Here is a 26,135-nt window from a genome sequence, read left to right as displayed (position 1 = left end):
GCCACTCGCCGACGGCCACTCCCAACCGGCAAGTCCCCTCTTCCTTGACGCGCAATTCACCGCCCAGGGAAAGACGCCTATGTGAGCGAGGCGCTATCACGTCGTGAAGGATTCATCTTCGATGAGGTTTCCTTCCTTGTCCCACTTCTGGAGACGCTCGAACCTTCCTTGAGGGCTGAAGACCGAGTGCTCGGCGAGCTGTCCGTTCGGATGCCATGTGCGCCAGTCACCGACGGCCAGTCCGTATCGTGTCTGGCCTTCCTTTTTCTTCGTCCCGTCCGGATACCACTGGGTCTGCGGCCCGGAGGGAACGCCTTCGACGTAGGAAGCGAGGCTGATTACTCGACCCTTGCGGTCCCGGGCGACGACTTCGCCGGTGAAGGGGTCATCTTCGTAGTGGAGGCGCGCGTCCTCGTCGCGGTAGCAGTCATCGTATTCAACACGCATGATCATTCCGATACTGGAGGTAGTTCATTGTCTTTGCGCCGCGCGTCACCAATCGTGTACTGGTGGCGCCCCCCATAGCTGGGCACGTCGCGGAGCATCGCATTGCAGTTCGGGCAGGCCGGCGCCGAGTCGCCCGTCGAGTGGATGACGTTCCCCTTGTTCTTCCCCTTCTTGACCACGGCGTCTTCAATCCAGCGCGGGTCGAACCGCATCTCGTCCAGGACTTCACGCCCCAGCGGGGGCGGCGTGGAGTTCTCTCCGTGCTCAGCTCGCCACTCCTCCTCCAGTTTACGCTGGCGTGCCCAGAGGAGTTCGTTGACGGCCTTGACTTCGGCGTGACGCAGCGGTTCGTCGAAGTAGGCCCGTCCGGTGAAAATCATCGGCGAGTTGGGAATTACCTTCCCGTCTTCGTCCCGTTCCGCCGTTCCGTCCGGAGCGATCTTGTTTCCGATGAGGACGTCCCCGTCCTTGCCGATGATCGGGTGCATCCAGGCGGCGAGGCCCATGTAGTTGTCACGCAGAATGGGGTGGAGGTTTGTCGGCCTGATGACGTCGTTCGGCTCTCCGTTCACACCCTCGGTGATCATTCCGGTTCGGCGGTCTATTGCCACAGCTGAACAGGGGCCGTCGTTTGGTCCTCGCGTCTCCGCGTGCAAGCGTGCCCGCTCTACGGACAACTCCTGCAAGTACTCCTTCACGGGCTTCCCGTCGATATGGCTGATCAAGCCATTCTCGTCGAAGCGGACCCGTTCCGTGTCGTCGAGGTCGATCTGCTCGACCAGCCCGCCGCGGCGCTTGTCCTCCATCTCGGAGTCCAGATCGTGGGTATCGGGCGTGTCGCCTGGGTCAACCGGGTCCGGGAAGGAGGGCGGGTCGTCAACGGAAACGTCGCTGGCCGAGGGGGCCTTGAAACGCTCTGCCGGGTCCTGGCCCTCTTCCTGGTTCTCTTCCTGGTTCTCGCTGTGGGCGTGCTGATCGTCGGCCGAAGAGTCGTCTTCGCCCGACGGGTCGGCAGGCGGCTTGTGGTCTTCCGGGCTTTCCGTGGCGTCCGGATGGGGGTCGGCAGGTGTCGTGTGGTCGTCGTCCTCGTGGCGCGCGGCCTCGGTGTCGCGGCCGTTGCCCGCAGGAGCGGCGGGCTCGTGGGGAGCAGGGGGGCCGTCGGTGGTGGGCGTGTCGGCGGCCGGCTTGCCGTAGAGGAACGGGTTGCCGTCGTTGCGCAGGGCGTCGGCGAGGTGCTGTGAGATGTCCGTGCCGCGGTTCCTGGGGGCGGGGGAGCCGCCTTCGTGGTGGGTCGGAGGGTGGGACTCCAGCTGGTCGGCCGGTGTGTGATCCGGCTCAGGGGGTGTGGGCGGGTCGGCAGTCGGCTGGTGGGACGTGGCCTCGGACTGGGTGTCCTGGGTGGTGTCCTCGGACTGGGGATCGGCCTGAGTGTGGGAGTTCTCGTGGGGCTTCGGGGTGCCCTCGGTGGGATGCAGTGGCTGGCGGTCGGGGCCGAGGGGGATGTACCAGGCGTGCTCCGCCTGCGGGATGTGGATCGGGTCCGTGCTGACCTGGCCGGTCTGCGTGTCGACCCAGACGATCTTGCCGTGGTGGTTGACCGCGTTGAAGGCGTGGCCACCGCCGTTGTTGGGCCAGCCGACCTGGACGATGGCGGCCGCACCGTGACCGGCTTGCTGCAGGTCGTGCGCGATGCGGGCAGCGGTGTTGGGGTCGTTGCCCGGTCCGGCGTAGGTGTGGGTGGCACCGCTCCACCGGATCTGGTTCGCGTTGGCGTCGTTCTCGGGAGACCAGGTGTCCGGCTTGCCGTTTTCGTCTGTGTCGGGCGTGCGCGGGGCGGAGACCTGGGGGTTTCCGTACCAGGTCTCCAGGAACGAACGGGAGCAGTCGGCACAGTTGTTGCTGCGCCCGGGGACGGTGTTGCCGCCGTCGTTCTGGAGCTGAGCCCAGGGGGCGAAGGGGTCGGCGAAGCGCTGCGGCGTGCCGTCGGGGTTGGTCGGGTGCGCGTTCTGCAGGGCCTGCTGGTCGCTGGGGTGGGGCGGCAGGAGGCCGCCGGTGTCCTGGTTGAGGTCGGCCCGGATGGCGCTCAGGCCGTTCGGGTCGGAATCACCCTTTTGTTGATTGTCTGTGGCGTTATTCGGGGTCTGCGCCTGCTCTTGTGCCTGTTCCTGAGGAGCGTGCGGCTGCGGCTGTGACTGCGGCTGGTGCTGGTGCGGCTGCTGGGCATAGGGCCCTGGCTGCTGCTGTTGCTGCGGGAACGGCTGCTGCTGGTGCGGTTGCTGGTAGGGCCCCGGCTGCTGCTGGGCATACGGGCCCGGCTGCTGGTATGGGGTGGGCTGCTGGGCGTAGGGGCCGGGCTGGGGTTGCTGGGTGTACGGGCTCGGCTGTTGGTACGGCTGCTGAGCGTACGGGTTGGTCTGCTGCGGGGTGGGCTGTTGCTGGTACGTCTGTGTGTAGGGGCCGGGCTGGTGCTGCTGCTGGTAGGGCCCGGGTTGCTGCTGTGGGGTCGGCTGCTGGTGGGGCTGCTGGGCGTAGGGGCTCGGCTGGTGCTGCGGCTGCTGCGCGTACGGGTTGCTCTGCTGCGGGAACGGCTGCTGCTGTTGGTGGGGTTGCTGCTGGTACGGACCGGGCTGCTGATGCTGCTGCGCGTACGGGCCGGGCTGCTGGTGCTGCTGCGATTGCTGGGGGTAGGGGCCGGGCTGCTGCTGTGGATGGTGCTGGGCGTACGGCCCGGGCTGGTGTTGCGGGAACGGCTGCTGTGCGTACGGCTGCTGGGCGTACGGTCCCGGCTGGTGCTGGGGGTACGGGCTCGGCTGTTGGTGCTGCGGGTAGGGCTGCTGGGCTTGTTGCTGCGCCTGCTGCGCCTGCTGCGCCTGCTGTGCCTGATGGGCCTGATGGGCCTGTGACTGCTGGGGCTGTGCTTGGTGCTGCGGGTTGTTGTGCTGGGGCGTTTGGTTCTGGGGAGTCTGATTCTGGGGGGCCGCGGGGTCGAAGGGCTGGCGGTTGGCGTCGAGGACGAGGTGCCAGACGCCGGCGGCCTCCGTATTGATGGGCTGCTGGCTGACCTCTCCGGTCTGGCTGTCGACCCATATGACACGGCCGTTGTGGTTGACCGCGTTGAAGACGTGCGCACCACCGTCCTTGCCGTCGGCGGTCTTGGGCCAGGTGACCAGTACCGCGGCCGATGCGCCGTGCCCCGCCTGGCGGAGCTCGTTGGCTATGCGGTCGTAGCCGTCCTTGGAGTTCGGGCCGGAGTTACGGAACGACGTCCCCGCCCACTGCTCGATGTTGGCGGTGCCGTTCCGCTCGCCGGATGCGCGGTCGAGGCCGTCCGGGGCGTTCGGGTCCGGGTCGTAGGTGCGGACTGCGGACACCTGCGGATTGCCGTACCAGGACTCCATGAAGGAGCGCGTGCAGTCGGCACAGTTGTTGGAACGTCCGGGAACCGTGGTTCCACCGTCATTCTGGTACTGGACCCAGGGCTGGAACGGATCGTTGTACGGGCGCGGGGTGCCGTCCGGGTTCCGCGGGAAGTTCGCCGCCAGGGCCTGCTGGTCGTGCGGGAAGGGCGAGTACAGGCCGTTGGGCTGGACGTTGAGGCCGGCTCGGACGTCCAGGTGGCTGCGCAGGTTCGGGCGCTGGGGAACCGGCGTCTGGTGCTGCTGTTGTTGCTGGTGGGGGACGGGCTGGTTTTGGTCGGGGGTCTGGTGGTGGGGGTTCTGCTGCTGGGCGTGTGGGGGCGGCTGCTGCGTGTGCGGAGTCGGCTGCTGTTGGTGGGGCTGAGGTTGGTGATGGGGTTGCTGCTGGGGGTGATGCTGGGGTTGCTGCTGTGTGGGCGGGGTGGTGCTGTGGAGGGTGGGCTGTTGCTGGGGGTGAGGCTGTTGCTGGGCGTACGGGCTTGGCTGCTGGTATTGCGGAGTCGGCTGCTGGTGGGGGACGTTCGGGTTGGGGGCGGCGGGAGTCCGGGCGCCTGGGGCTGACGGAGCCTGCTCCGGGGTTTCCGGTCGGGAGCCGTCCCGGCGGGGGCCGTCGAGGCGGGGGTTGTAGGCCGGCCGGTCCGGGGTGGGCTGCTGGGTGTGGTCCTGGACCGCCTGGGAGCCGTCCGGGCGGCGGTTGGCGGGACGCTCATTCGGACGCCCACTGTTGTGGGACTGGGTGCTGCCAGGGGTGGAGGACGGGGTGCCGGCGCGGGGCGGGGTGGCGGCGGCGGGGCCGGCCTGGTGCGGTACGCCGCCCGTCATCATCGGGCCGTTGACCGGGGGAGCGCTGGACGGCGTTTGCTGAGGGGTGGGGGGAGACGCAGCCGCCGGGCTGCCGGCGCCTGCGTCGGTGGTGGGCTGAGTGCGCGGCGGGAGGGTCGCGGTTCCGGCGGACTGGGTGGTGACGGTGGTGTTGTCGGGGTCACCGGTGTCGACCGTGGGCATGGGGTTGCCCGGGGCCGGGTCACGCTGCTGGATCGGCTGGCCGGAGGACGGTGTGTGCTGGACGGGGGCGCCCTGCGGTGGTGTGCCGACGTGCGGCATGGAGGGGCGGCCGCCGCCACCGGTCCCGGAGCCGGAGTTGTCCCCGTTCGAGGCCCCGTTGCCGCTGCTGCTACCGGCACCGTCGTGAGAGCCGACCGAACTGTCGCCGTAGGAGGGCGGGTTGCCGGGTACGGGGCCGGGAGTCGGTGCGGGGGAGGATGATTGCGGCGCGTCCGGCTGGGGGGTGTGGGCCGGTGCGGGCTGGGTGCTGATGGTCTCCGGGGCCGGGGTGGGGCGCGCTGCGTCCGGGGTGTGGTCGGGCGTCGGCCGGGTGCTCGGCGAGTCCGAGTCCGAGTCCGGGGCCGAGTTCGAGTTCGAGTCCGGGCGGGAAGTGTCCCGACCGGCACCGGAGTCGGGGGTGGCACCGGAATCCGGGGTCGTACGGGAGTCAGCCACGTGCGACCCGTCCGGGCTGTCGCTGCCGCTCCGGTAGCCCTCGTCGAAGGGGGAGCGCTGCTCCGGCGGCGGGAGGGGCTGGCTGTCCGGGACGGGAGGCCGGGCGTCGGTGCTGCTGGTGGGGCTGTCGGACGAGGGCGCGCGCGTTCCGCGGCCGCCGTCTGCGCCGTTGTCCGTTCCGTCGGTGGAGCCCGTGTTGTCCGAGGCGCGGGGGGCGTGGCTGGTGGAGCCGCCGTCCGCGCTGTCCGAGCCGTCTCGGCTGCTGCCGTTCGAGGTGCTGGACTCGCCGTAGCCGCCGTTGGTGCTGCCGGAGCCGGAGCCGGAGCCGGAGCCAGAGCCCGAGCCGCCCCCACTGGAGCCACTGCGCCCGCCGCCACCGTCGCCGGAGCCGTTGGAACCGCTGTTGCCGGAACCCGAGCCCGAGCCCGAGCCCGAGTCCGAGCCCGAGCCGGAACTGGAGCCCGAGCCCGAGCCGGAGCCCGAGCCGCCAGACGAACTCGGTTCGCCCGTACCGCTGTTGTTGCCACGGTTCGAACCGCTGCCGGAGTCCCGCCCCGAGCCGCCCGAGCCGCCGGAGCCGCCGCCGTCCCCGCCCCCGTTGCCCCCGTCGCCTCCGCCTCCGCCGTCGCTGCCGTGGCCCGCCGCGGAATCCAGACCGCCGCGGGCGCGACGGCCCGCGCGGCTGCCGGCGCCGTCGCGGAGGCTTTCGCCCAGGGTTTCGCCGGCGTTCTCGATGGCATCGGTGGCCGCCTTCTGGCCCTCCTTGAGGGTCCGGCCGACGTTGTAGCCGTTCTGGGCGCCGAAGTTCTGGTTGACGGTCTGGGCGATGAGGTCGGAGGCCATGGCCTCCAGCGCGGAGATCACCGGCTCCTTGGCGGTCTCGAGGATCGCGTCCAGCAGCTGCTTGGCGACCTCCTTGAGGATCCGGCGAACCATTTCCCGGGTGGCCAGTGTGGCGGCCGCGCCGCCGATCTCGGACAGGCCGAGGGTGAACGGGGCCGCGGCCTGGGCGGCGATGATCTCGGCGGCCAGAATCGCCAGTTGGGTGATGACGGCGATCTTCATGCCGATCACGAGAGTGGCGGCGGCCTCGAGGGTGAAGGCGATCAGTTCCGCGGCTTCACGGGCGTCGTTGAAGTAGCCCGAGCCGCCGGCGAACTTCTCCCAGGCCTTGTTGAAGCCCTCGATGGAGTCACCGGCATTCTGGCTGAGCACATTGGACGCTGCCGAGGTGCCACGCGCCTGATGCCCCTCGACCTCCGCTGCGAACGTGCGCCAGACCTGGGCACATTCGATCAGCTTGTCTTCATCTGCGTGCGGCCAGTTGAAGCCGAGCATGTCCAGGACCCACTCCAGCGGATCCGGCAGCATGAGAGACAAGGTGGAGCTCCCCCGTGAAAATGGTGCAATTCAGCGTTTTGTGGACTGCGGTGACGTGGTGGTGAGTGGTGTAGGTACCCGTGAGGAGTACCGACGTCAGACGAGATCCGGGTGGGCGAGGAGCCGGGACAAGGCCTAGCTCTTGTTCGAGGCCTCGACGAAGCGGCCGCGGGTTGCGGGGGCCTGGGCTGTCGGGTCCGACCAGGCCTGCTCGTTCTCGACGTGCTGCTTCATCAGGGCGTCGGTGAAGTCCTCGTTCTCCGCGTGGTTCTTGGACATCGAGGTCAACGCCTTGCCGATCTCCTGGAGCTTCGAGGAGAGGTGGCCCATCGACTCGTACATACCGTCACGTACGCCCTCGTAGACGACGCCGAACTTCTCGCCGATGTCGTCGTCACCCCATGGCGGGGCGTCGGCCTTGCTGGCGAATGTGGTGAGTCCGCTGACGAACCCCTCGCTGAACGACTTCTTCTCCGGCGGGGGCTGCTGGTCGGCCTGGGCCGGCGGGCCTGCGCCCAGCGCGTGCAGGCCGTTGATCAGGCGCTCGACGGACGCGTAGAAGTCCTCGCCGAGCTTGACGAAGTTCGTGCCCTCGGACTTGAGGGATTCCACATCGGACTGAAACCCGCCTGAACCGGCCATAACGCCTCAACGCCCCCGCGTTCGTAATGGTCATCCCATGAGATGTTCAAGCCAGAGCTTACCGGTCGTCAATGACACCGGGCAGCTGTCTGCGATGTCACCTTTCGATGCCATTGGTGTCGGTACCGGCCTCAGGCAGGTTCCTCAGGCGGGCTGCTCTGGTGCAGACGGCGGTAGAGCCTCATCGCGCTCTCCGGCGGGAAGTTGGGTACGTACGTCACCTCGCCGTCGGCCTTGGAGATGACGACGTTGCTTCCGCCCGGCTCGGCGGGCGGGGCGGTGGGGTCTGCGCGCGGCGGCCAGCCCGCCTGGATCAGGTAGGCGATGTCGAACTCGTGGACGTGCAGGCTGGCCGGGCCACCGGGCGTACCGACTGTGGGGAAGTGCTGACGGCCGATCTCCAGCGCCTCGGCCTCGTTCGCCGGCACCGGCCGCGGTCCGGTTTCCGCCGGCCGCGGAGGGAGCGGGGGAGGCGTGGGCGGCAGGCCGGGAGTGCTGCCTGCCTGGTCGGAATCGGTCATGGTGAGGTCTCCCTGGCGCTCATCTTGGTCGGTGGTGCTCAACCTTACTCACGCCGTGGTGGCCTGAATGGTTCACGTTCGGTGCGGCCGGTTGCCTCCGCCTGCCGCCTGCCGCCTGCCGCCTGCCGCCTGCTTCCTGCCTCCTGCCGTCCGAGGTCACGAAGCGCCTACCGGTGTTTCACGTGCCTCCAGGCGGAACCGCAACCGGCAGATGACCGCGTCCGTGTCCCGGCGGACCGCGTGGGCGACGACCGCGCCGCGCTGGTTCTGCAGCAGGCGCTGCCACAGGTGGGCGGGTTCGGCCTCCGGGATCAGGACGGTGATCCGGGTGCCGGGGCGGCGCGCGGCCAGGTCGCGCACGTACGCGGCGATCGGGCGGCCGATGGTGCGGGTGTCGGAGGGCAGTTCGAGGAGTTCCACCCCGGGGTTCCACAGTTCCCAGTCCCGGCGCAGAGCCTCAGTGGCGGGCCGGTCCTCGGGCGCGCCATGGGTGACCGTGACCGCCACCACCTCATCGCCCAGGGACACCGCCGCGTTCAGAGCCTCGCAGGTCAGCCGGGAGAGGTGCGATACGGGGACGACGACGAGGGAGCGGGCCGCGCGCGGGGCTTCCGGTACCCGGCCCAGGCCCAGCCGCTCGCCGATCCGGCCGTAGGCACGGTGGACCGTCTCGAAGGTCAGGACCAGCAGGGGCAGTGCGATGACGATCAGCCAGGCGCCCTCGGCGAATTTGGTGGCGGTGACGACGACCGCCGAAACGCCGGTGAGCAGCGCACCGAAGCCGTTCAGCAGGGCCTTGCCGCGCCAGCCGGGGGAGCGTTCCAGACGCCAGTGACGCACCATGCCGACCTGGCAGATGGTGAAGCCGACGAAGACGCCGATGGCGAAGAGCGGGACGAGGGTGTTGACGTCACCGCCGGAGAAGGCGAGCAGGGCCGCGGCGGCCGCCGCGAGGGCCAGGACGCCGTGACGGTGGACCTGGCGGTCCGCCTTCAGGCCGAAGACGTGCGGCAGGTAGTTGTCCCGGGCCAGCAGGCTCATCAGGACGGGAAGGCCGCCGAAGGAGGTGTTCGCGGCCAGCGCGAGCAGGACCACGGTGGCGAATTGGACCACGTAGAAGGCCCAGTTGTGGCCGAGCGAGGCGTCCGCCAGCTGTGCCAGGACGGTGACGCCCTCGACCGGCTGCAGATGGAAGCGGCCGATGAGAACGGACAGGCCGATCAGCATCACCCCGAGCAGGGCGCCGAGCGCGACCTCGGTGCGCTGGGCCCGCTTGGCGGCCGGGGCGCGGAAGGACGGCACGGCGTTGGCGACCGCCTCCACGCCGGTCAGCGCCGAGCAGCCGGCCGCGAACGCCTTGAGCAGCAGCAGCGCTCCGACGGCGGTGGCGTTCTGGGCGAGGACCGAGGCATGTCCGTCGGCGGTGACGGTGGAGGCGGGCGCGTCCCGGAAGAGGCCGACGACGATCATGGTCAGGATGGCGCCGATGAAGACCGCGGTGGGGACGATGAACGCCTTCGCCGAATCGACGATGCCGCGGAGGTTGATACCGGTGATCAGGACGAGGACCGCCAGGCAGATCCACCCGCGGTCCTGGTGGAGCGCCGGGAAGGCGGAGGTGAGCGCCGCTACGCCGGCCGTCACCGATACCGCGACATTCAGGACGTAGTCGAGAATGAGGGAGGCCGCGGCGACCAGGGCGGTACGGCGGCCGAGGTGGACCTTGGCGACCGCGTACGAACCGCCGCCGTTGGGGAACGCGGCGATCACCTGGCGGTACGAGGCGACCAGTACGGCCAGGAGGGCGGCGATGGCCAGGGTGACGGGGAGGGTGAAGCCGAGCCCGTAGCTGCCCGCCGCGGCCAGGATCAGCACGACCGACTCCGGTCCGTACGCCACGGAGGCCATGGCGTCGAGGGAGAGGGCGGCGAGGCCCTGGAGCGCGGTGAGCCGGTGGCGGGCGTCGGGCTCGGTGTCGGGCCCGGCTTCCGGGCCGCTCGCCGCGTGCGCGGCGGGGCTGACGGTATCCGTGTCCGTGGCCGGAGGGTTCGCCGCCTGCACGCCCTGGCGGGCGGTGGCGGTATCCGGCGGTTCCTCGGGCCCGCCACCGGGCAGAGACACCATGGTCATCGTTCGTCGTACCTCTCCGTACGGCACTGGGTGCCGAGCCGGACCGTCAGCGCGGGCGGCCCGGCTCAGCGGGAAGCGGGACTGCCAGCCCAGCGTGCGGGGCACGGAGAGCGCCGTCTTCGGGTCTTGGCGACCCTTTGGCGGGCGAAAGGACGTTCTTCACGAGATCCTGACGGGTGCCCGAGATCTCGACGGGTGCCGTGGCGCCGCTGCCTGCGTCCAGGGGCAGGCGCCTGTGTCCAGGGGCAGGAGCCGCCGGATCCAAGGTCAGGAGAAGTCGTAGCGGACGCCGGTGAGCTGCTCGGACGCCGCCCACAGGCGCTCACCGTTCGCGTCCTTCCTGGTCCAGGGCGCGCGGAAGGACGGGGCCGGGGCGCCGCGCAGTCCGGCGCGCGGGCCGATGAAGGCGTCCGGCCGCATGTGCGGGGCGGTGGCCGCGCAGAGGGTGCCCAGGGCGCCGCCGTCCGGGGACTGCGCGAGGAAGCGGTTGCTCAGTTCGATGACCCGTTCGGCGGCGGAGCGCCCCTCCATCCGCAAACCCGCGGTCTGCAGGTTCGTCGCGGCGTATCCGGGGTGCGCGGCGGCCGCGAGCACCTGCGAGCCGGCCGCGGCCAGCCGCCGGGCCAGCTCGTGGACGAAGAGGAGGTTGGCGCTCTTGGAACGTGCGTAGGCGATCCAGCGACGGTAGGAGCGCTCGCTGTTGAGATCGTCGTGGTCGAGGTCGGCGAGCGCGTGCAGGAAGCTGGAGACGGTGACGACCCGGGCCCCGGGGGTCGCCAGCAGCCGGGGCAGCAGCAGCCCGGTCAGGGCGAAGTGGCCGAGGTGGTTGGTGCCGAACTGCATCTCGAAACCGTCGGCGGTGGTGCGGTACGGCAGCGCCATCACCCCCGCGTTGTTGATCAGCAGGTCGAGGCGGTCGCCGGCGAAGTCGTCGAGGGAGGCGGCGAAGTGCCGGACGGAGGCCAGGTCGGCGAGGTCCAGCGGACGGAACTCCGCCTCGGCGGTGGGGACTTCGGAGCGCAGCCGGTCCAGCGCGGCGCCGCCACGCGCCTCGTTGCGGCAGGCCAGCACCACCCGGGCGCCGCGCCGTGCCAGTTCGCGCGCGGTGACGTAGCCGATGCCGCTGTTGGCGCCCGTGACGACCGCCGAGCGGCCGGTCTGGTCGGGGATATGGCTGGTGTTCCACCGGGTCACGCCTGCGCTCCTCCGTAGGGGGCAACCAGGGTACGCCTCGGGGCGCGCGCCGGCGGGCATCCGGGGCGTGCGTCAGCCGCCCTCCGCCGTACCCTGCGGCCGCGTCCGCACCCGTACGAGATACGTGGGTACCGACACCTCCGGATCATCCAGGCAGCTCCCTGTCTCAAGGTCGAAACGCTGCTTGAGCAGCGGTGACGCCACGAACGGACGGGTTGCGGCCGAGCCGGTCAGGCCGCGCGAGAGCACCTGGGCGCCGGTGAACGGGTCGCGGTTGCCGACCGCGTAGATCCGGCCCGCCCGGTCCCGGAACAGCGCGGCCTGGGCGCCATCCGGCAGGAGGGCGGCGACGCCGCGCCCCGGGATGAGCGCGTCCGGCCCGCAGACCGCGAGCCAGTCGCCGCTGGGGCACCGGATCTCCACCGCCGCAGTCGTAGTCGCGGCTGCAGTGGCGGTGGCAGCGAACTGAGGCATGTGGGTCACGTGTTGCGTCAGAGTCATCAGACAGCTGTCCCTTCCAGAGTGCGCACGGGCAGGGTCGGTCCGGCCAGCAGTGTCAGATCCGGCTTGACCTGGTCGCGTTCCGGTACGAAGCGGACCGACGGGTCCGGGGCGTCCGGCGCGTTGATGAACGAGACGAAGCGGGCCAGCCGCTCCGGGGCGGCCAGGGTCTCGGCCCATTCGTCCCGGTAGTGCGTGACATGGGTGGCCATCAGGGCCTCCAGTTCGTCGCAGAGCCCGAGGGAGTCGTGCACGACGACATCGCGTACGTGGGCGAGACCGCCCTCGATCCGCTCCAGCCAGGCGGCGGTGCGTTCCAGGCGGTCGGCGGTGCGGATGTAGAACATCAGGAAGCGGTCGATCAGCCGGATCAGTTCGGCGTCGCCGAGGTCCTGGGCGAGCAGGTCCGCATGGCGCGGGGTGGCGCCGCCGTTGCCGCCGACGTAGAGGTTCCAGCCATTCGCCGTGGCGATCACCCCGAAGTCCTTGGACTGGGCCTCCGCGCACTCCCGCGCGCAGCCGGAGACCGCGGACTTCAGCTTGTGCGGGGCGCGCAGCCCCCGGTAGCGCAGCTCCAGTTCGATCGCCATACGGACCGAGTCCTGCACGCCGTAGCGGCACCAGGTCTGCCCCACGCAGGACTTCACGGTGCGCAGCGCCTTCCCGTACGCATGCCCCGACTCGAAGCCCGCGTCCACCAGCCGCGCCCAGATGCGCGGCAGTTGATCGACCCGCGCGCCGAAGAGGTCGATCCGCTGACCTCCGGTGATCTTGGTGTAGAGGCCGAAGTCGCGCGCCACCTCCCCGATGACGATGAGCTTCTCCGGGGTGATCTCGCCGCCCGGGATGCGGGGCACGATCGAATAGGACCCGTTCTTCTGGAGGTTGGCGAGGAAGTGGTCGTTGGTGTCCTGGAGCGCCGCCTGCTCCCCCTGGAGGACGTAGCCGTCGGCGCCGACCGACGGGGCGAGCGAGGCGATGACCGACCCGACCGCCGGTTTGCAGACCTCGCAGCCCTCTCCGCCCCGGGCCTCCTCCCGTCCGCAGGCGTCGAGCAGCTCGGCGTAGGAGGTGAGCCGGCGGACGCGGACGATCTCGTAGAGCTCGGCGCGGGTGTGCGGGAAGCAGCCGCACAGGCTCTGGTCGCCGCTGTCCGGCAGCAGCTTGCCGATCATCTTGACGCAGCTGCCGCACCCGGTACCCGCCTTGGTGCACCGCTTGACCTCGGGGAGCGTCTCGCACGCCTGGATGGCGTCCTTGGCGACGTTGTGACAGCTGCAGATCACCGTGTCGCCGGGCAGCGCCTCCGGGCCGAGCGCCGCCGCGCCGCCGTCCGCCGCGACCCCGGCCGGCAGGACCAGCTGCTCGGGCGGCAGCGGGGGGACGGTGCCGGTCAGCGGCCGCAGCATGCCGTACGCCTCGGCGTCACCGACCAGCACTCCGCCCAGCAGCTCGCCGTCCGCGCCGATCACCAGCTTCTTGTAGACACCGCTGCGGGCGTCGGAGTACACCACGTCCAGACAGCCGTCGGCGGTGCCGTGCGCATCGCCGAACGAGGCCACGTCCACCCCGAGCAGCTTGAGCTTGGTGGACAGATCCGCACCGGTGAAGCCGGCGGGCTGCCCGGAGCCTCCGTCGAGTCCGGTGGCGACGCCGTCGAGTCCGGTGGCGACCCCGTCGGCCGCCACCCGCGCCATGTCGTAGCCCGGTGCGACCAGCCCGTACACCCGGCCGTCGGCGGCCAGCGCGCACTCGCCGATCGCGTACACCGCCGGGTCGTCGGTACGGCACTGCTCGTCGATGATGATCCCGCCGCGCTGCCCGACCGGCAGCCCGCACTCCCGGGCGAGCTGGTCGCGGGGCCGGACCCCGGCGGAGAAGACGACCAGATCGGTCTCGATGCGCGAGTCGTCGGTCAGCCCCATGGCGGTCACCGCACCCGAGTCGTCCGCGACGATCTCCTTGCCGCCGACGCCGGTGTGCACCTCCAGGCCCATGCCCTCGACGGTGCGGCGCAGCGCGCGGCCGCCGCCCTCGTCGACCTGGAGGGCCATCAGGCGGGGCGCGAACTCCACGATGTGGGTACGCAGCCCGAGCCCCTTGAGCGCGCCGGCCGCCTCCAGACCGAGCAGCCCGCCGCCGACCACCACACCGGTGCGGGAGTTCTTGGCGTACTCCTCGATGGCCAGCAGGTCCTCGACGGTCCGGTAGACGAAACAGCCCGCACTGTCCTTGCCCGGCACCGGCGGCACGAAGGGGTACGAGCCGGTGGCCAGCACCAGGGTGTCGTAGCGGACGGTCAGGCCCGAGCGGGCGGTGACCGTGCGGGCGGTGCGGTCGATGGCGGTGGCCGGGTCGCCCAGGTGCAGCTCGATGCCGTGCCGGGCCAGGAAGTCCGGATCGACCAGACTCAGCTCCTCCGGCGTCCGGCCGGAGAAGTACGAGGTCAGCTGGACCCGGTCATACGCCGGACGGGACTCCTCGCACAGTACGACCACCCGTGCGCGCCCGGTGACCCCTCGGTCGGCCAGCTCCTCGAGGAAGCGCTGGCCGACCATGCCGTGGCCTACGAGGACGATGGTCGGGGCGGTGGCCGGGGTACCTGGTGGTGCGGTGTCGGGGTGCGGGGGTGTGGTGGTCATGCTCGTCAGCGTGCGGCCCGGCTGTTACCCGCCCGCATCTGCGCTGTTTCCCGTGCGGAACGCTGCCCTCAGTACGGAGCCACGGGGGGTGTGAGGCGGGCCGGCCGCACCGGGGCGGGCATGGGAGGCACGGGGCCGAGGGCGGGCACGGGAGGCACGGGGCGGGCACGGGGCGGCCGCACCCGGCCCCTCGGCGCCGCCCCGCCCCGTGCCCGCGCGGTATCAGTGCAGCTTGGCCGGGCACAGGCGGCGCGGCGCCCGGTCCGCGCCGAGCTTGGCGTCCACGCAGCCGCCCGGCAGGCCCTCGTAGGTCCGGGTGCCGAAGTTGGCGGTGACGGTGAGGGCACCGTCGCCGAAGACCGTGCGCTGGACGGTGCGGTCACCCGTCAGCCACCGGAACGACGTCATCTGCTCGGCCCCCGCGGCGCGGTGCAGCGGGGAGAAGTACTTCTGCAGCGTGGCGAGTTCGGGCCCGTGCTGCTTCAGCGTCGGCCCGTCGAGGACGTAGTTGAGCGGCGTGTTGTAGAGCATGGCGAGCAAGGCGCGGGTGGTCTTCTGAGCCGGCAGCTTGTCGTACGACAGCTCCCACCGCTCGGCGTTGACGAGCGAGCCGTGCAGCGCCGTCTCGTAGAGCGGTACGCGGTACCGGGCGTCGTACATGGCGGTGGCGAGGTCGTCCGGCAGCTGCACCGGCTTGAAGAAGATCTTGGGTGCGGTCTCCGGGTAGAAGCTGCCCCACTTCTCCTTGTCCCGCTGCAGCGCCCACAGACCGTCGGCGACCGGGGTGCCCGAGCCGTGGTTGAAGGCGAGCACGGTGTTCGCCCAGGCCTGGGCGGACTCGGAGCCCAGGACGAGGTTCCGGGACAGCCGCCGCATCCGGGCGAGCCGGTTCTCGCGGTCGCCCGCCTTCGTCATCTCGTGTCCGGCGCCGTGATCGCGGAACAGCTCACCGGTCGCGTCGACATCGAGGAAGTAGCTGTCCGCCCCGTTGGCGATCATCTTGCGGGTGCGGTCGGCGAGGTAGTGCTTGCTCGGCTCGGCCCGCTCGAAGGCGCGTGAGCTGAGGTAGCAGCCGCGCGGCGGGTTGCCGAACCCGGGCTCCGGGGTGCCGTCCGCCCGCCGTATACAGAAGTCGGGGTAGACCCGGTCCGGCCAGGCCGAGGTCGGGCTGTCGGCGGTCTTGGGGTCCTGCCCGTTGGCGAACGTGTCGTACGGTCCGACGAGGTAGCCCGCCCGTTTGGCGGCCTGTACGGCCGCGGCGTTCATCGGGCCGGACTTCGGTCCGCTCCCGGAGTCGTAACCGAGCCACATCCGGTCCACGCCGAGCCGCTTGAGCTGGTCGATACCCGCGGCGGTACGGGCATCGCCCCACACATAGGCGTGGAAGGCGCCCAGCAGCTTGGCGTTGGCCGGGTTCCGGCGGATCTTCTCGCGCAGACTGCCGAGTTGGCCGCGCTGCGCGAGGTACGAGCGGTAGTCGACGGCGGGGGCGACCGGATTGCCGTCGGTGAGGGCGAAGGTGACCTCGTAGTCGCGGGTCCCCTCACCGGCGTCGAAGGCGTGCGCGGCGGTGGCGCGCAGCCGGCCCCCGGTGGAGGTGAAGTTCAGGGAGGTGCCGATGTCGGTGGGAGTGAGGTAACTGACCCCGTGCCCGCGCCCTCCGGACGTCGAGTATCCCCATAGGGGGAGGGCCAGTTCGGCACCCACGTCGACCGTCTTGCCCGCCAGCCCACTCTTCTCGGAGTTCCAGAACGCATCTCGTACGGGGATGTCCAGACCCGAACCACGCGGCAGCTGGACAGCCGAGGCGGCCCGGTCGGTACCGGTCACCGGCCAGTCGACCTTCCCGTCGCGGTCCGAGCGCAGCTGGATCCGCAGCCGCCCGCGCTCCGCACCGGCCGTCACGCTCAGCCCCTTGGCGGGGTAGCTCCAGCGCGCCCCCTCGGCCGTACGGGTCACCGGCCCCGGCTTACCGAGCCCGCCGCCGGCGGCCGGCCCGGACAGCTCCATCTGCTGACCGTCGCCGGTGCGTGCGGTCACCGCGAGGGTGGTGGTGTCGACGACGGCGGTACCACCGGAGACCGGCAGTTCGAGCCGGCTGCCCTCGAGGGTGCCGGCGGACGCGGCGTCACACCCGGAGACGCCGAGCGCGGTCGCCGTCAGGGCGAGGGAGGCGGCGAGCACACGGGTGGGGGTGCGGGCGGTTCGGATGCGGCTACGGCTGGCGCCGCCGGTCTTCCGCGAGTTGGGAACTTCGGGAATCCCGGGCTGCTCGGAAGCGTTGGAGGCTGTGGGGGCCTTGGATGTCATGGGGACTGGATAGTCCCGGGACTTAAGAGAGTTCTAAGAGGCTCTGAGAGGAGCTAAGGAGGAGCTAAGGGAGACACGGGCCGAGAGGCGAGAGCCGAGAGCGGAGAGCCGGGAGGAGTCCTCCTCAGACGGTCCCGGCAGCCTGGCGCGTACCGCGGTCGGCGGCGGCAGCGGCCGCGGCCGCCCTCTCCCGCCTGACCAGCTTGCGCCCGTACAGCACACGCAGACTGACCACGAAGGTCGCCGCGAACGCCAGCATCCCGCAGCCGATGGCGACTCCGGCGGTCAGCGCCGTCTGCCGGTCGAGGCCCATATAACGCTCGAACGCCAGCCCCGCGGCGGCCGAGAACACCGGAGCCAGACACAGCCCGGCCAGATGCAGCCGCCACTCCTCGCGCGCCCAGCTCCGCCCTTCCCGCCCCGCACGCCGCTGCCGGACGGCCATCACGCCATACGCCACCGCGTACGGGACCAGGTAACCGGCCAGCAGCCGCTGCCCCTCCGCGCCCCACCCCAGGTAGCACCGGACGATCCACACCACAGCCCCCGCGCCGGCGACGTGGGCCACGGCGAGCACCGGCGTCGGCACCCACGTCCCGGTCACCCCGGCGACCGTCCTCCGCTTGTCCAGCCCACGGGAGGCGAGCAACGCACCGAACACGACCACGGAGCCGAGGTGCGTGATCGCGATCCGGTTGATGTCCGCCATGGACAGACCCGGCAGCAGCGACGGCAGCACGCCCCATTCCAGGCGCAGCAGCGGCGCGGTCATCAGGAAGCCGTAGCACAGCAGCATCCACCGCTGGTGCAGATCGGGAAATTTCCCGAAGGCCGCGGCGATCCCGTACGTCACGCTCTGCACGGTGCCGACCAGGATGACGGCGAGTGCGATCCAGAACGCCGCCCCGCTGAACGCGTCGCCCGGCGCGGTGCGCACCAGATAGACCGCCGCCCCCGCCATGGAGGCGTACACCGTCACCGCGAAGACCACGCCCACGACACGGTGCAGCCGGACGCGCCGCCGCACCGCCGAGAGCAGCTGGACCGGTCCGAGCAGCATCAGCGCACCACCCAGGACCGAGTGCACGATCAGCGCCGCCAGGCTGTGCCCGTACGGCCCGATCCGGGTCGCGAGCGCATCGGCGACATAGCCCGGCGACACCGCGCGGGACAGCAGCCACTCGCCGAACGCCGGTGCGCCCCGTTGTGCATACGGCCACAACTCGGTCATCGCGATCGGCGCGTAGCCCACGCAGACGACCACCACGGTGATCGTGGCCACGCGGCCCCAGGAGACCTTGCTCGGACGGTGCACGGCGACTCCTTCGATCGCGGCCCTCGACCGATAACCGATAGCCGACGGCAGTCGGCAGCCGGTAGCCGATGGTCGGCAGTCAGTAGCCGGTAGCCGGTAGCCGATGGCCGGTGCCGGTAGCCAATAGTCCAGCCTGTACAGTCCGGATTGGACTATTGAGAAGGTAGGGCTGGTCCGTGGCCGTGGTCAACGGTCGTGCTGTGCTTGGTAATTGCCGTCCGCCGGGGAGAGTGTGCGGGGCCTGCGGTCGGTGGAATCACGCCCGGCGCTGCTCTGCCCACTGCCAGAAGTCCACCATCATCCGCTCATAACGGATCCCGAACTCCAGCGCCTCACGCTGACCCCGCGTCAGCAATTCCCCTACGCGCTCGGCGAGTTCCTCGTACTCCGCGAGCGCACGGTGGTGCTCGTCGAGCTGCACCGGAGCGAGCACCTCCGGCCGGGCCCCGAACCACAGCTTCAGGATGCCGCGTTCACGCGCCTCGACCGGTACGAAGGCGGGGTCGGCCAGCCACTCCTCCAGAGCCGCTCTACCGGTCTCCGTGAGCTTCATCATCCGGCGGTTGCGCCCGCCCTCCTGCCGGACCTCCGACAGCAGGCCCGCCGCCACCAGCCGGTCGCACTGCGCGTACACCTGTGCGTGCGGCATGGACCAGAACGGTGCCACCGTACGGGCGGCCTCGACCTTCACGTCGTACGGGCTGGCCTCACCGAGCTTGTCGATGATGCCGAGCACGAGGAACGAGGGCGTGGTCAACCGGCGGACGTCAGACATGCCGCGACCGTACCGCGCCCCGGGAACCCCCTCGCCCCGGGAACCCCCTCGCCCCGGGAATCCCCTCGCCCCGGGAGCCCCCCTCGCCCTGGCAATGCCTTCGTCCCGGGAATCCCTCCGCCCCGGGAACCCCTCGCCTGGGGAGCTTCTCGCCCCCGGAATACCCTCCGCACCCACCACGTTGTGGCCTGCAAGGGGCGCCCGCAACCCCTACGGGATCTGTTCGACCGTCCCCTACGGGGCGCCCCGCCCGCTCTCGTCCTGCTGTCGGACCTCGTCCTGCTGCCCGGTCTCGTCCCGCCGGTTCTGCCGCAGCCGCCGCACCGCCAGCTCCGCGTAGGCCGCCGTGCCGTCCGCCAGCACCGCGTCGTCGAACACGGCGAGCGGTGAGTGGTTGTTGGGGCTGGTCTCGGGATCGGCACCGGCCGGCGGCGAGCCGAGCATCAGCATCGCCCCCGGAACCTCGTCCAGGACCCGGGAGAAGTCCTCCGCGCCCGCCAGCGGATTCGGCATCGGCGCAAAGCGCTCCTCACCCAGCGCCTCCCGCACCACCCCGCCCGCGAAGTCCGCCTCCGTGTGGTCGTTGACGGTCACCGGGTACACCTCGATGAACTCCGCGTCCACACCCACCCCGTACGCCGCCGCGATGCCCCGGCACACCTCCACCGTGCCGTCCTTGACCCGAGCCTGGGCGGCGTCCGAGAAGCTGCGCACGGTCGCTTCGAAGGATGCGGTGTCGGGGATGACGTTCGACTTGGTGCCGGCATGGAAGGTGCCCACGGTCAGGACCACCGGGTCGAAGACGTCGAAGGTACGGGTGATCCACGTCTGGATTTCGGTCACCATCGCGCACGCCGCCTGCACCGGGTCCTTGGCGCGGTACGGCATCGAGCCGTGCCCGCCCGCGCCGCGTACGGTCACCCGCAGCACATTGGACGCGGCCATCGCCGGCCCGCCACGCGTCCGGAACTGCCCGCTGGCCATACCGGCCGAGATCACATGGATCGCGTACGCCGCCACCGGCCGCGTCCCGGACGCGTCCAGCAGCCCCTCGGCCAGCATGTGCCCCGCACCGTTGTAACCCTCCTCGCCCGGCTGGAACATGAACACCACATCGCCCGCCAGCCGGTCGCGGTGCGCGCAGAGCAGCTTGGCGGCGCCCGTGAGCATGGTGGTGTGCAGGTCATGGCCGCAGGCGTGCATCCGGCCGCTGTCGGCCGCGAAGTCCAGCCCGGTCCGCTCGGCGACCGGCAGGGCGTCCATGTCGCCACGCAGCAGAACGGCCGGCCCGGGCTGCCCGCCGCGCAGCACCGCTGTCACGGAACTCAGCGAGTCGCCGGTACGCACCTCCAGCGGCAGTCCGTCCAGCTCGGCCAGCACCGCTTCCTGTGTACGGGGCAGGTCGAGCCCGGTCTCGGGAATGCGGTGCAGCGAACGGCGCAGCCGTACGAGGTCGTCGGACAGGGCCCGGGCGTCATCGAGTAGGTTCATGCACCACTGAATGCCCCGCCCTTCACGGCGGAAACGAACGCGCCCCACTCACCAGCCGGAAAGACCAGCGCCGGCCCGTCCGGGGCCTTGCTGTCCCGGACGGGCACGAGGCCGAGCGGTTCCGCCGCGAGCGCCCGGGAGAATTCGAGGCACTGGCCGCCGTTGGCGTCGCTGTAGGAGGACTTGACCCAGGCGAAGTCGCGGGAGAATTCGAGGCAGTCCCCGCCGTTGGCGTCGCTGTAGGAGGATTTGATCCAGTGGGCGGTGGCCAGATCCAAGCCGGGGCTCATGCGTGGTACTCCTTCAGCAGGGTCTTGATCAGGGTCAGCGATTGCTCCGGGGCCAACGCGTGTGCCCTGAGCAGATCGTAGTCATCAAGGGCGGCGTCGACCGCTTGTGCGGAGTCGTACATCCTGCCTCCTACCCGGGTCTCGGTGTAGAGCACCGTGGGGGAGTCGGTGAAGCGCAGCACAGTGAAGGGTTTCGTGGACGCGGCCGGGGCTCCGGCGGAGAACGGCATCACCTGAAGGTTGATGTGCGGGGACGCGGCAGCCGTCAGCAGGAACTCCAGCTGACCGGCCATGACTTCGGCGTCGCCTACGACCGTTCGCAGGCACGCCTCGTTGAGGATGGCCCACAGAAGCGGCGGTGTGTCCCGTTCGAACACCTCACGACGCCGTATGCGTGCGGCAACCTTGCCCTCGATGACCTCCGCTTGCTCCTGTGAGAAGTACCCCTGGAAGATGGCCCGCGCGTACGCCTCCGTCTGGAGAATCCCCATCACGAGGTTCGCCGAGTAGTCCAGGATCCGTGACGCCTTCCGCTCCAGGTTGAGGTACGGGACGAACCACGACGGGTGGTCGCCCTCGTCGATCCTCCGGAGCATCTCTGCGAAGAGGTCGCCGGTCCCGAAGGCGACATCGCAGCCTTTGGCGAACTTGTCACTGGGCCTGGGCAGCATCTTCCCGGCCTCGACCCTGCTGACGTACGCCTCGGAGTAGCCCGCCGCTCTGCCTAGGTTCTTCTGCGTCAGTTTGCGTGCCAGGCGTACCTGCTTGACGTCGCGTCCGAAGCGCTGGAGTGGGTTCAAGTGCTGGTGTGGTGTCGTCTCGTCCAAGGCTGTGACCTCTTGCCATGTGTTCGCGTCCAGCGTTACGGCAGGCAGTGGACTTGCAAGCTGCCGCTAAAGCGCCGCCATCCTATTGGCCGTCGCGTTGTCCACGTGACCGAATGGCTACCTCCGGTAGCGCCGAATTTCCCTGCGGATGGACGGAGTTGAGGACATGGGTGACACGAGCGGCATGGGCGATACGGGCGACGACGCTGCGGTGGTGCGGCTCCTGGCTGTCGACATCGAGGCGGAGCGGATCAGCTATGCCGCCGCACTCATCAAGGAGGCGCGGGCAATCCTCGACGGGCGGAAGTGGACGGTCGGGGAACTTCAACTGCTCGCCGTCGAGCTGACCGAAGCGCTCGCCGAGATGCACCGGATCGCGAAGGGGCGAGGTCAGGCTGTGCCCGGTAGCTGATCCAGTTGTGAGAGATCCGCCGCCGACAGGGCGATTCCGGCTGCGGCCAGGTTTTCGTCGAGGTGGGCGGGCGAGCCCGTACCGGGGGTGGGCAGCAGGGCGGGGGAGTGGTGCAGCAGCCAGGCCAGCGCGATCTGGCCGGTGGTCGCGCCGTGCCGGGCCGCGAGGGTGCTGAGCACCGTACCCGCATCCGCGTCCGCGTCCTTGGCTCCTCCGCCCTCGCCTCCGTTCTGGGGCCCGTGCCCGCCAGCGGTCAGTGAACCGTTGCCCAGCGGGAACCATGGCAGGAAGGCGGTACCCCGCTGCTCGCACAGCTTCAGTACGTCCTCCGAGGCGCGGTCCAGCAGGTTGTAGCGGTTCTGTACGGACGCGATCGGCGCCAGCTCCTGGGCCTGTGTCAGCTCTGCCGCGCTGACCGAGTCCAGCCCGATGTGGCGGATCTTCCCCTCCTGCTGGAGCTCCCGCAGCGTGCCCAGCTGGTCGGCCATCGGCACTCCGTGGTCGTAACCGGGGCCGACGAGACCGCCGGTGCCGAACCCCAGCCGTCGGACCGGCAGTTCCCCGCCGAGCGGGAAGCCCGTACGTCCGGCCGGCGCGCCCACAGGAGGCGTACCTACCGTAAGGGCGTCGACGGGCGTGTCCGCGGTCTCGGGATCCGCGGTCACGGGATTAGCGGTCACGGGATTCATGAAGACCGAGTCTAGGGCGCTGCGGGGTTCGTAAGATCATGCGGTGCCTGTCGACATATCGCTGTTCACTCTCACCCTGCTCTGCCTGGCCGCGCTCGCGGCGGGGTGGATCGATGCCGTGGTGGGCGGTGGTGGACTGTTGCTGCTCCCTGCCCTGTTGCTCGGTCTGCCGCAGGTGCCCGCCGCGTACGTGCTCGGGACCAACAAGTCCACCGCCGTCGTCGGCACCGCGGCCGCCGCGGTCACTTACGTCCGCAAGGCGCCGATCGACCTGCGTATCGCGCTGCGTATCGGACTTGCCGCGGTCGCCGGTTCGCTGGCCGGGGCGTTCTTCGCGGCCGGTATCAACAGCGAGGTGCTACGTCCGCTGATCATGGCCGTGTTGTTGGCCGTGCTCGCGTTCGTCGTCGTCCGTCCCGCCTTCGGGACCGCTCCCGCGCCGTCGGGGCCGGTCTCCCGGCGGCGCGTGCTGACTGCCGTCCTCGTCGCCGGCCTGGGAATCGGCTTCTACGATGGCCTGATCGGGCCCGGGACCGGTGCGTTCCTGGTCATCGCGTTCGCCGCCGTACTGCACATGGATCTGGTCTCTTCGTCCGCCACCGCCAAGATCGTCAATGTCTGCACCAACCTGGGCGCGCTGACGATGTTCGCGATCCAGGGCACTGTGCTGTGGCAACTCGGTGCGCTGCTCGCGCTGTTCAACCTCGTCGGAGGGATGGTCGGCGCAAGGATGGCACTCAAGCGGGGTGCCGGGTTTGTGCGGGGGGTGCTGGTGGTCGTGGTCGTCGCGCTGCTGTGCAAGCTGGCGTACGACCAGTGGATCGCGGTCTGACCTGGCCCTGGCCGTCAGAAAGCGGTGGTCGGAGCACGGTCGTCAGCACGCGGTGGCCGGAACACCGTCGTCAGCACGCGGTGGTCAGAACGCGCAGTGGTACATCCGGCCCATGTCCCGCACCGCGGGGATCTTCGCGGCCGTGCGGGCCATCAGACGGTGGGCCGCGGGGAGTTTCCCGACCTCCGGCGTCTCCACCATGCTGAGGTTCTCGACGATCCTCAGCCGCGGGCTGAGCCGGGCGATGCCCTCGGCGTCCGTGCCCCAGTGCAGCCGGGCACCGGTCCTCATCACCACGCGGTTGAGCCACTGCGCGCGGATCGCGAACGGGCTGAAGGCGTCGAAGGCCAGCTCACCCCCGGGGGCGTGGGCCATCAGCCGGCGGAGCAGGGACGTACCCTCCTCCTCGGTCAGGTACATCAGGAGCCCCTCCGCCACGATCATCGTCGGCTGGTCCGAGGGGATCTGCGCCACCCACGCCGGGTCGGTCACCGATGACGGGATCGTGGTGTACCCGGCCCGCTGCGGGAGAAGCTTCCGGCGAAGCTCGATGACCTCGGGGTAGTCGATGTCGAACCAGCGCACCCCTGGCCCCGGATCGAGCCGGTATATCCGGGTGTCGAGGCCGCAGCCCAGATGCACCACCGTCGCGTGTTCGTGACGGGCCAGGAAGCGCGCCGTCCAGATGTCCAACTGCCGGGCGCGCAGGGCTACTCCGGCGGCATCGCCGGGGCTCAGCCGTAGCTTCCGGAAGTCGTAGTGGAAGTCGTGGTGGAGCCGCCGGACGGTGTCCACCGCTGTGCTGTCGCCCAGTATCGGCTGCTCGGCGCGGCTGTCGAGCGCGCGGCCGTAGAGCGTGGCGAGAAGGGTCTCCTTCTCCTTGGTGAGGTGCAGGGTGTGCGCCTCGGTGTTGGTGATTCCCGTGGTGGCCGACGTGTTCGGTGTGTTCGGTGTGGTCCTGCTCCCCGTACCGTTCATACCTCACAGCCTACGCAATATTCAGAAAAATGTGAAGACTCGTGAGAGGGAGGGGGAGAGTGTGGGAGTGCTGCGTCGGCTCAGGAATCGAGGACGGCGGCGATCGCTTCGATCTCCACGAGCTGGTGGTCGTAGCCGAGCACGGTGACGCCCATCAGCGTGCTGGGGACGTCGTGATCACCGAACGCGTCCCGGACCACTTCCCACGCCGTCACCAGGTCTTCCTGCCGAGCGGACGCGACGAGGACGCGGGTGCTGATGACGTCGTGCAGCGCGGCACCGGAGTCCGCCAGGGCGGTCCGCAGGTTCTCCACGGCTTTGGCCGCCTGCCCGGCGAAGTCCCCGATCGCGGCGGTCGAGCCGTCTTCGTTCAGCGGGCACGCCCCGGCGAGGAATATCAGTCGGGACTCGGCGGGGGCTGTAGCCGCGTAGGCGTACTCGGCCACATCGGACAGGGAGGCGGAGCGGATCAACGTGACGGCACGGGGCATGGGTGTGTGTTCCTCTCGCGTCGTGCTCGAGTCGTGTGTGCGCCCATGACCTTGTCAAAGGTCCGCACGGCGTTCGACGCAATTTCCGGGTGCCCCTATCTCCCCTGTCTCGTCTATCTCCTCTATCTCTCTTGTCTCTCCTCTCTTCCTTGTCTCCGCTATCTCTCCTATCTCCCTGCTGCGCCCGTCGTGACCACTCCGCGGACCCGTGCGGACACCTCCGTGACGGCCGTCATCAGTACTGCCGAGTCTTCGAGGGCCTTCAGTCCGTGCCGTTCGTGCGGAATCATGGCGACCTGACCGGCCTTCAGTTCCTGGCCGCCGCCGGGCCCGGTCAGGCGGACCCGGCCATGAAGTACTTGCAGGCTCGACGCGGGTGGCGCGTTGTGTTCGTCCAGCACGGTGCCCGCGATCAGTGCGATCACGGTCTGGCGCAGTGGGCCGTCGTGCAGGAAGAGGTGAGCGCTGCGCCCGTGGGCAGAGGCCCTGGCATCGTCGAGCTGATGGCGGGCGAGCGCGTTGAGGTCGTCCATGGTGCTGCCTTTCGCATGCGGACGGTGAGCGCGCCGGCGCCCGGCACCGGCCCCGCGATCCAGGCTGCCGGGCGGGCCGCGCCACCGCCTCCGGCTGCTGAGCTCCCTTCCATCGTTGCCGCTGTGCGGGCGGATGCAACCGGGGAATCCGGACGCGGTGGATGCGAGCGGGCATTCCGGATGTGGCGGATGTGGCGGATATGGCGGGTGTGCGGCGGGCGGGATTCCGGGCAGGGCGTCCGGGTGGCGTGCCGGTGAAGGCTCGGCCCGTCACTTACGGGATGATCATCATGGCCGTACGATGCGGGCGTCTCGTCCGTCCCCCCACGTGAAGGATGCGCAACCGTGGCCGACCCCACCGCCCTCAGTGATCCGTCGGGTCCCTCCCCCTCCCCCGGGCCGCACGGATTGCCCGGACCGTCCGAGGCGCGCGGTCCGGCCGGACCGTCGGCCGGATTCCTGACCGTGATGACGACCATCGACAGCGAGGAGAAGGCCGAGCGGCTGGCCCGTGGCGCGATCGAGGGCAGGCTCGCCGCCTGCGCCCAGATCAGTGCGCCGGTGACCTCGGTGTACCACTGGGACGGCGCGATCGAGACCAGCCGGGAATGGCAGGTGCTGTTCAAGACGGCGCAGGCGCGTTACGCGGAACTGGAGAGCTATCTCCTGCAGGCGCACGACTATGACACCCCCGAGATCATCGCCACCCCGATCACCCGAGGTGGCAGCGGCTACCTGTCGTGGGTCGCAGAGGAGACGAGCTGACGTGGTACGACGCAAGGCTGGGCAGGAGCTGGGGCTGGGGCCGGGGCCGGAGTC

21 protein-coding genes are annotated in these 26,135 nt (G+C 70.2%); 3 read left to right on the top strand and 18 right to left on the bottom strand.

The window, feature by feature from the left end; translation table 11 throughout:
- Window positions 1–96: 96 nt before the first annotated feature.
- The 14 genes from AZE13_RS25395 to AZE13_RS25330 form a co-directional block, all read right to left on the bottom strand.
- Entirely contained in the window at window positions 97–453 is a 357-nt protein-coding gene (locus AZE13_RS25395; RefSeq protein ID WP_079124354.1) for a toxin-antitoxin system YwqK family antitoxin, read from the bottom strand.
- Window positions 450–6,734, bottom strand: coding sequence for a toxin glutamine deamidase domain-containing protein (locus AZE13_RS39080; protein ID WP_066936528.1), 6,285 nt, complete (start codon window positions 6,732–6,734; stop codon window positions 450–452). The genes AZE13_RS25395 and AZE13_RS39080 overlap by 4 nt, the downstream gene beginning before the upstream one ends.
- Before the next feature lie 144 nt (window positions 6,735–6,878).
- On the bottom strand, window positions 6,879–7,355 hold the full coding sequence (locus tag AZE13_RS25385) for a hypothetical protein (RefSeq protein WP_066936762.1): 477 nt from the start codon (window positions 7,353–7,355) through the stop codon (window positions 6,879–6,881).
- A 161-nt stretch (window positions 7,356–7,516) separates the two neighbouring features.
- Window positions 7,517–7,906: a hypothetical protein gene (locus AZE13_RS25380; protein ID WP_079124353.1), complete on the bottom strand. Its 390-nt coding sequence runs from the start codon at window positions 7,904–7,906 to the stop codon at window positions 7,517–7,519.
- 156 nt (window positions 7,907–8,062) lie between these two features.
- Entirely contained in the window at window positions 8,063–10,036 is a 1,974-nt protein-coding gene (locus AZE13_RS25375) for an APC family permease (RefSeq protein WP_066936525.1), read from the bottom strand.
- A 267-nt stretch (window positions 10,037–10,303) separates the two neighbouring features.
- Complete coding sequence (locus AZE13_RS25370; RefSeq protein ID WP_066936522.1) at window positions 10,304–11,230, bottom strand: oxidoreductase; 927 nt, start codon at window positions 11,228–11,230, stop codon at window positions 10,304–10,306.
- Window positions 11,231–11,302: 72 nt separating this feature from the next.
- Window positions 11,303–11,704, bottom strand: coding sequence for a nitrite reductase small subunit NirD (gene nirD / locus AZE13_RS25365; RefSeq protein WP_066936755.1), 402 nt, complete (start codon window positions 11,702–11,704; stop codon window positions 11,303–11,305).
- A 26-nt stretch (window positions 11,705–11,730) separates the two neighbouring features.
- Window positions 11,731–14,373, bottom strand: coding sequence for a nitrite reductase large subunit NirB (gene nirB / locus AZE13_RS25360; RefSeq protein ID WP_066936519.1), 2,643 nt, complete (start codon window positions 14,371–14,373; stop codon window positions 11,731–11,733).
- A 222-nt stretch (window positions 14,374–14,595) separates the two neighbouring features.
- Window positions 14,596–16,683 carry a glycoside hydrolase gene (locus tag AZE13_RS25355; RefSeq protein ID WP_079124351.1) on the bottom strand — a complete coding sequence of 696 codons (2,088 nt, stop codon included), beginning with the start codon at window positions 16,681–16,683 and terminating at the stop codon, window positions 14,596–14,598.
- A gap of 124 nt (window positions 16,684–16,807) precedes the next feature.
- Window positions 16,808–17,998 (bottom strand): DUF2306 domain-containing protein, encoded by a 1,191-nt coding sequence (locus AZE13_RS25350; protein WP_258527987.1) that lies wholly within the window; start codon window positions 17,996–17,998, stop codon window positions 16,808–16,810.
- Between the two features lie 256 nt (window positions 17,999–18,254).
- Complete coding sequence (locus AZE13_RS25345; protein WP_066936516.1) at window positions 18,255–18,773, bottom strand: helix-turn-helix transcriptional regulator; 519 nt, start codon at window positions 18,771–18,773, stop codon at window positions 18,255–18,257.
- A gap of 234 nt (window positions 18,774–19,007) precedes the next feature.
- Window positions 19,008–20,264, bottom strand: a complete 1,257-nt coding sequence (locus AZE13_RS25340) for a M20 family metallopeptidase (protein WP_079124350.1) — start codon at window positions 20,262–20,264, stop codon at window positions 19,008–19,010.
- Window positions 20,261–20,554 (bottom strand): DUF397 domain-containing protein, encoded by a 294-nt coding sequence (locus AZE13_RS25335; protein ID WP_066936513.1) that lies wholly within the window; start codon window positions 20,552–20,554, stop codon window positions 20,261–20,263. Before AZE13_RS25335 ends, AZE13_RS25340 begins: the two co-directional genes overlap by 4 nt.
- A complete protein-coding gene (locus AZE13_RS25330; protein ID WP_066936510.1) occupies window positions 20,551–21,381 on the bottom strand; it encodes a helix-turn-helix domain-containing protein in 831 nt (276 codons plus the stop codon). Before AZE13_RS25330 ends, AZE13_RS25335 begins: the two co-directional genes overlap by 4 nt.
- Window positions 21,382–21,547: 166 nt before the next feature.
- On the opposite strand from AZE13_RS25330, the gene AZE13_RS25325 reads away from it, so the two are divergent.
- Window positions 21,548–21,793 (top strand): hypothetical protein, encoded by a 246-nt coding sequence (locus tag AZE13_RS25325; protein ID WP_147264718.1) that lies wholly within the window; start codon window positions 21,548–21,550, stop codon window positions 21,791–21,793.
- Here AZE13_RS25325 and AZE13_RS25320 read toward each other — a convergent pair.
- A complete protein-coding gene (locus tag AZE13_RS25320) occupies window positions 21,772–22,458 on the bottom strand; it encodes an aldo/keto reductase (protein WP_258527984.1) in 687 nt (228 codons plus the stop codon). The genes AZE13_RS25325 and AZE13_RS25320 overlap by 22 nt on opposite strands.
- Before the next feature lie 67 nt (window positions 22,459–22,525).
- Here AZE13_RS25320 and AZE13_RS25315 point away from each other — a divergent pair, with 67 nt between their 5' ends.
- The gene (locus tag AZE13_RS25315; protein ID WP_066936502.1) at window positions 22,526–23,314 is read left to right on the top strand and encodes a sulfite exporter TauE/SafE family protein; all 789 of its coding nucleotides are present in this window, start codon (window positions 22,526–22,528) and stop codon (window positions 23,312–23,314) included.
- An 84-nt stretch (window positions 23,315–23,398) separates the two neighbouring features.
- On the opposite strand, the gene AZE13_RS25310 is transcribed toward AZE13_RS25315, so the two are convergent.
- The 3 genes from AZE13_RS25310 to AZE13_RS25300 all read right to left on the bottom strand — a co-directional run bounded on the left by AZE13_RS25310 (window position 23,399) and on the right by AZE13_RS25300 (window position 25,316).
- Complete coding sequence (locus AZE13_RS25310) at window positions 23,399–24,292, bottom strand: class I SAM-dependent methyltransferase (protein ID WP_079124348.1); 894 nt, start codon at window positions 24,290–24,292, stop codon at window positions 23,399–23,401.
- Between the two features lie 80 nt (window positions 24,293–24,372).
- Window positions 24,373–24,783: a RidA family protein gene (locus AZE13_RS25305; protein WP_066936499.1), complete on the bottom strand. Its 411-nt coding sequence runs from the start codon at window positions 24,781–24,783 to the stop codon at window positions 24,373–24,375.
- A 167-nt stretch (window positions 24,784–24,950) separates the two neighbouring features.
- Window positions 24,951–25,316 (bottom strand): cupin, encoded by a 366-nt coding sequence (locus AZE13_RS25300; RefSeq protein WP_066936495.1) that lies wholly within the window; start codon window positions 25,314–25,316, stop codon window positions 24,951–24,953.
- 468 nt (window positions 25,317–25,784) lie between these two features.
- Between AZE13_RS25300 and cutA the strand changes: the two genes are divergently transcribed.
- Complete coding sequence (gene cutA, locus AZE13_RS25295; protein ID WP_066936744.1) at window positions 25,785–26,081, top strand: divalent-cation tolerance protein CutA; 297 nt, start codon at window positions 25,785–25,787, stop codon at window positions 26,079–26,081.
- Window positions 26,082–26,135: the final 54 nt, after the last annotated feature.

The organism is Streptomyces sp. NBRC 110611 (assembly GCF_001590865.1).
Taxonomy (GTDB): domain Bacteria; phylum Actinomycetota; class Actinomycetes; order Streptomycetales; family Streptomycetaceae; genus Streptomyces.
This window is presented reverse-complemented; position numbering and strand designations above follow the sequence as displayed.

What these genes read in the sequence shown, in the direction of transcription:
- AZE13_RS25395 (WP_079124354.1), bottom strand. Translation starts at nt 453, where the DNA reads ATGATCATGCGTGTTGAATACGATGACTGCTACCGCGACGAGGACGCG.
- AZE13_RS39080 (WP_066936528.1), bottom strand. Translation starts at nt 6,734, where the DNA reads ATGCTGCCGGATCCGCTGGAGTGGGTCCTGGACATGCTCGGCTTCAAC.
- AZE13_RS25380 (WP_079124353.1), bottom strand. Translation starts at nt 7,906, where the DNA reads ATGACCGATTCCGACCAGGCAGGCAGCACTCCCGGCCTGCCGCCCACG.
- AZE13_RS25375 (WP_066936525.1), bottom strand. Translation starts at nt 10,036, where the DNA reads ATGACCATGGTGTCTCTGCCCGGTGGCGGGCCCGAGGAACCGCCGGAT.
- nirD (WP_066936755.1), bottom strand. Translation starts at nt 11,704, where the DNA reads ATGCCTCAGTTCGCTGCCACCGCCACTGCAGCCGCGACTACGACTGCG.
- nirB (WP_066936519.1), bottom strand. Translation starts at nt 14,373, where the DNA reads ATGACCACCACACCCCCGCACCCCGACACCGCACCACCAGGTACCCCG.
- AZE13_RS25355 (WP_079124351.1), bottom strand. Translation starts at nt 16,683, where the DNA reads ATGACATCCAAGGCCCCCACAGCCTCCAACGCTTCCGAGCAGCCCGGG.
- AZE13_RS25345 (WP_066936516.1), bottom strand. Translation starts at nt 18,773, where the DNA reads ATGTCTGACGTCCGCCGGTTGACCACGCCCTCGTTCCTCGTGCTCGGC.
- AZE13_RS25340 (WP_079124350.1), bottom strand. Translation starts at nt 20,264, where the DNA reads ATGAACCTACTCGATGACGCCCGGGCCCTGTCCGACGACCTCGTACGG.
- AZE13_RS25335 (WP_066936513.1), bottom strand. Translation starts at nt 20,554, where the DNA reads ATGAGCCCCGGCTTGGATCTGGCCACCGCCCACTGGATCAAATCCTCC.
- AZE13_RS25325 (WP_147264718.1), top strand. Translation starts at nt 21,548, where the DNA reads ATGGGTGACACGAGCGGCATGGGCGATACGGGCGACGACGCTGCGGTG.
- AZE13_RS25310 (WP_079124348.1), bottom strand. Translation starts at nt 24,292, where the DNA reads ATGAACGGTACGGGGAGCAGGACCACACCGAACACACCGAACACGTCG.
- AZE13_RS25305 (WP_066936499.1), bottom strand. Translation starts at nt 24,783, where the DNA reads ATGCCCCGTGCCGTCACGTTGATCCGCTCCGCCTCCCTGTCCGATGTG.
- AZE13_RS25300 (WP_066936495.1), bottom strand. Translation starts at nt 25,316, where the DNA reads ATGGACGACCTCAACGCGCTCGCCCGCCATCAGCTCGACGATGCCAGG.
- cutA (WP_066936744.1), top strand. Translation starts at nt 25,785, where the DNA reads ATGACGACCATCGACAGCGAGGAGAAGGCCGAGCGGCTGGCCCGTGGC.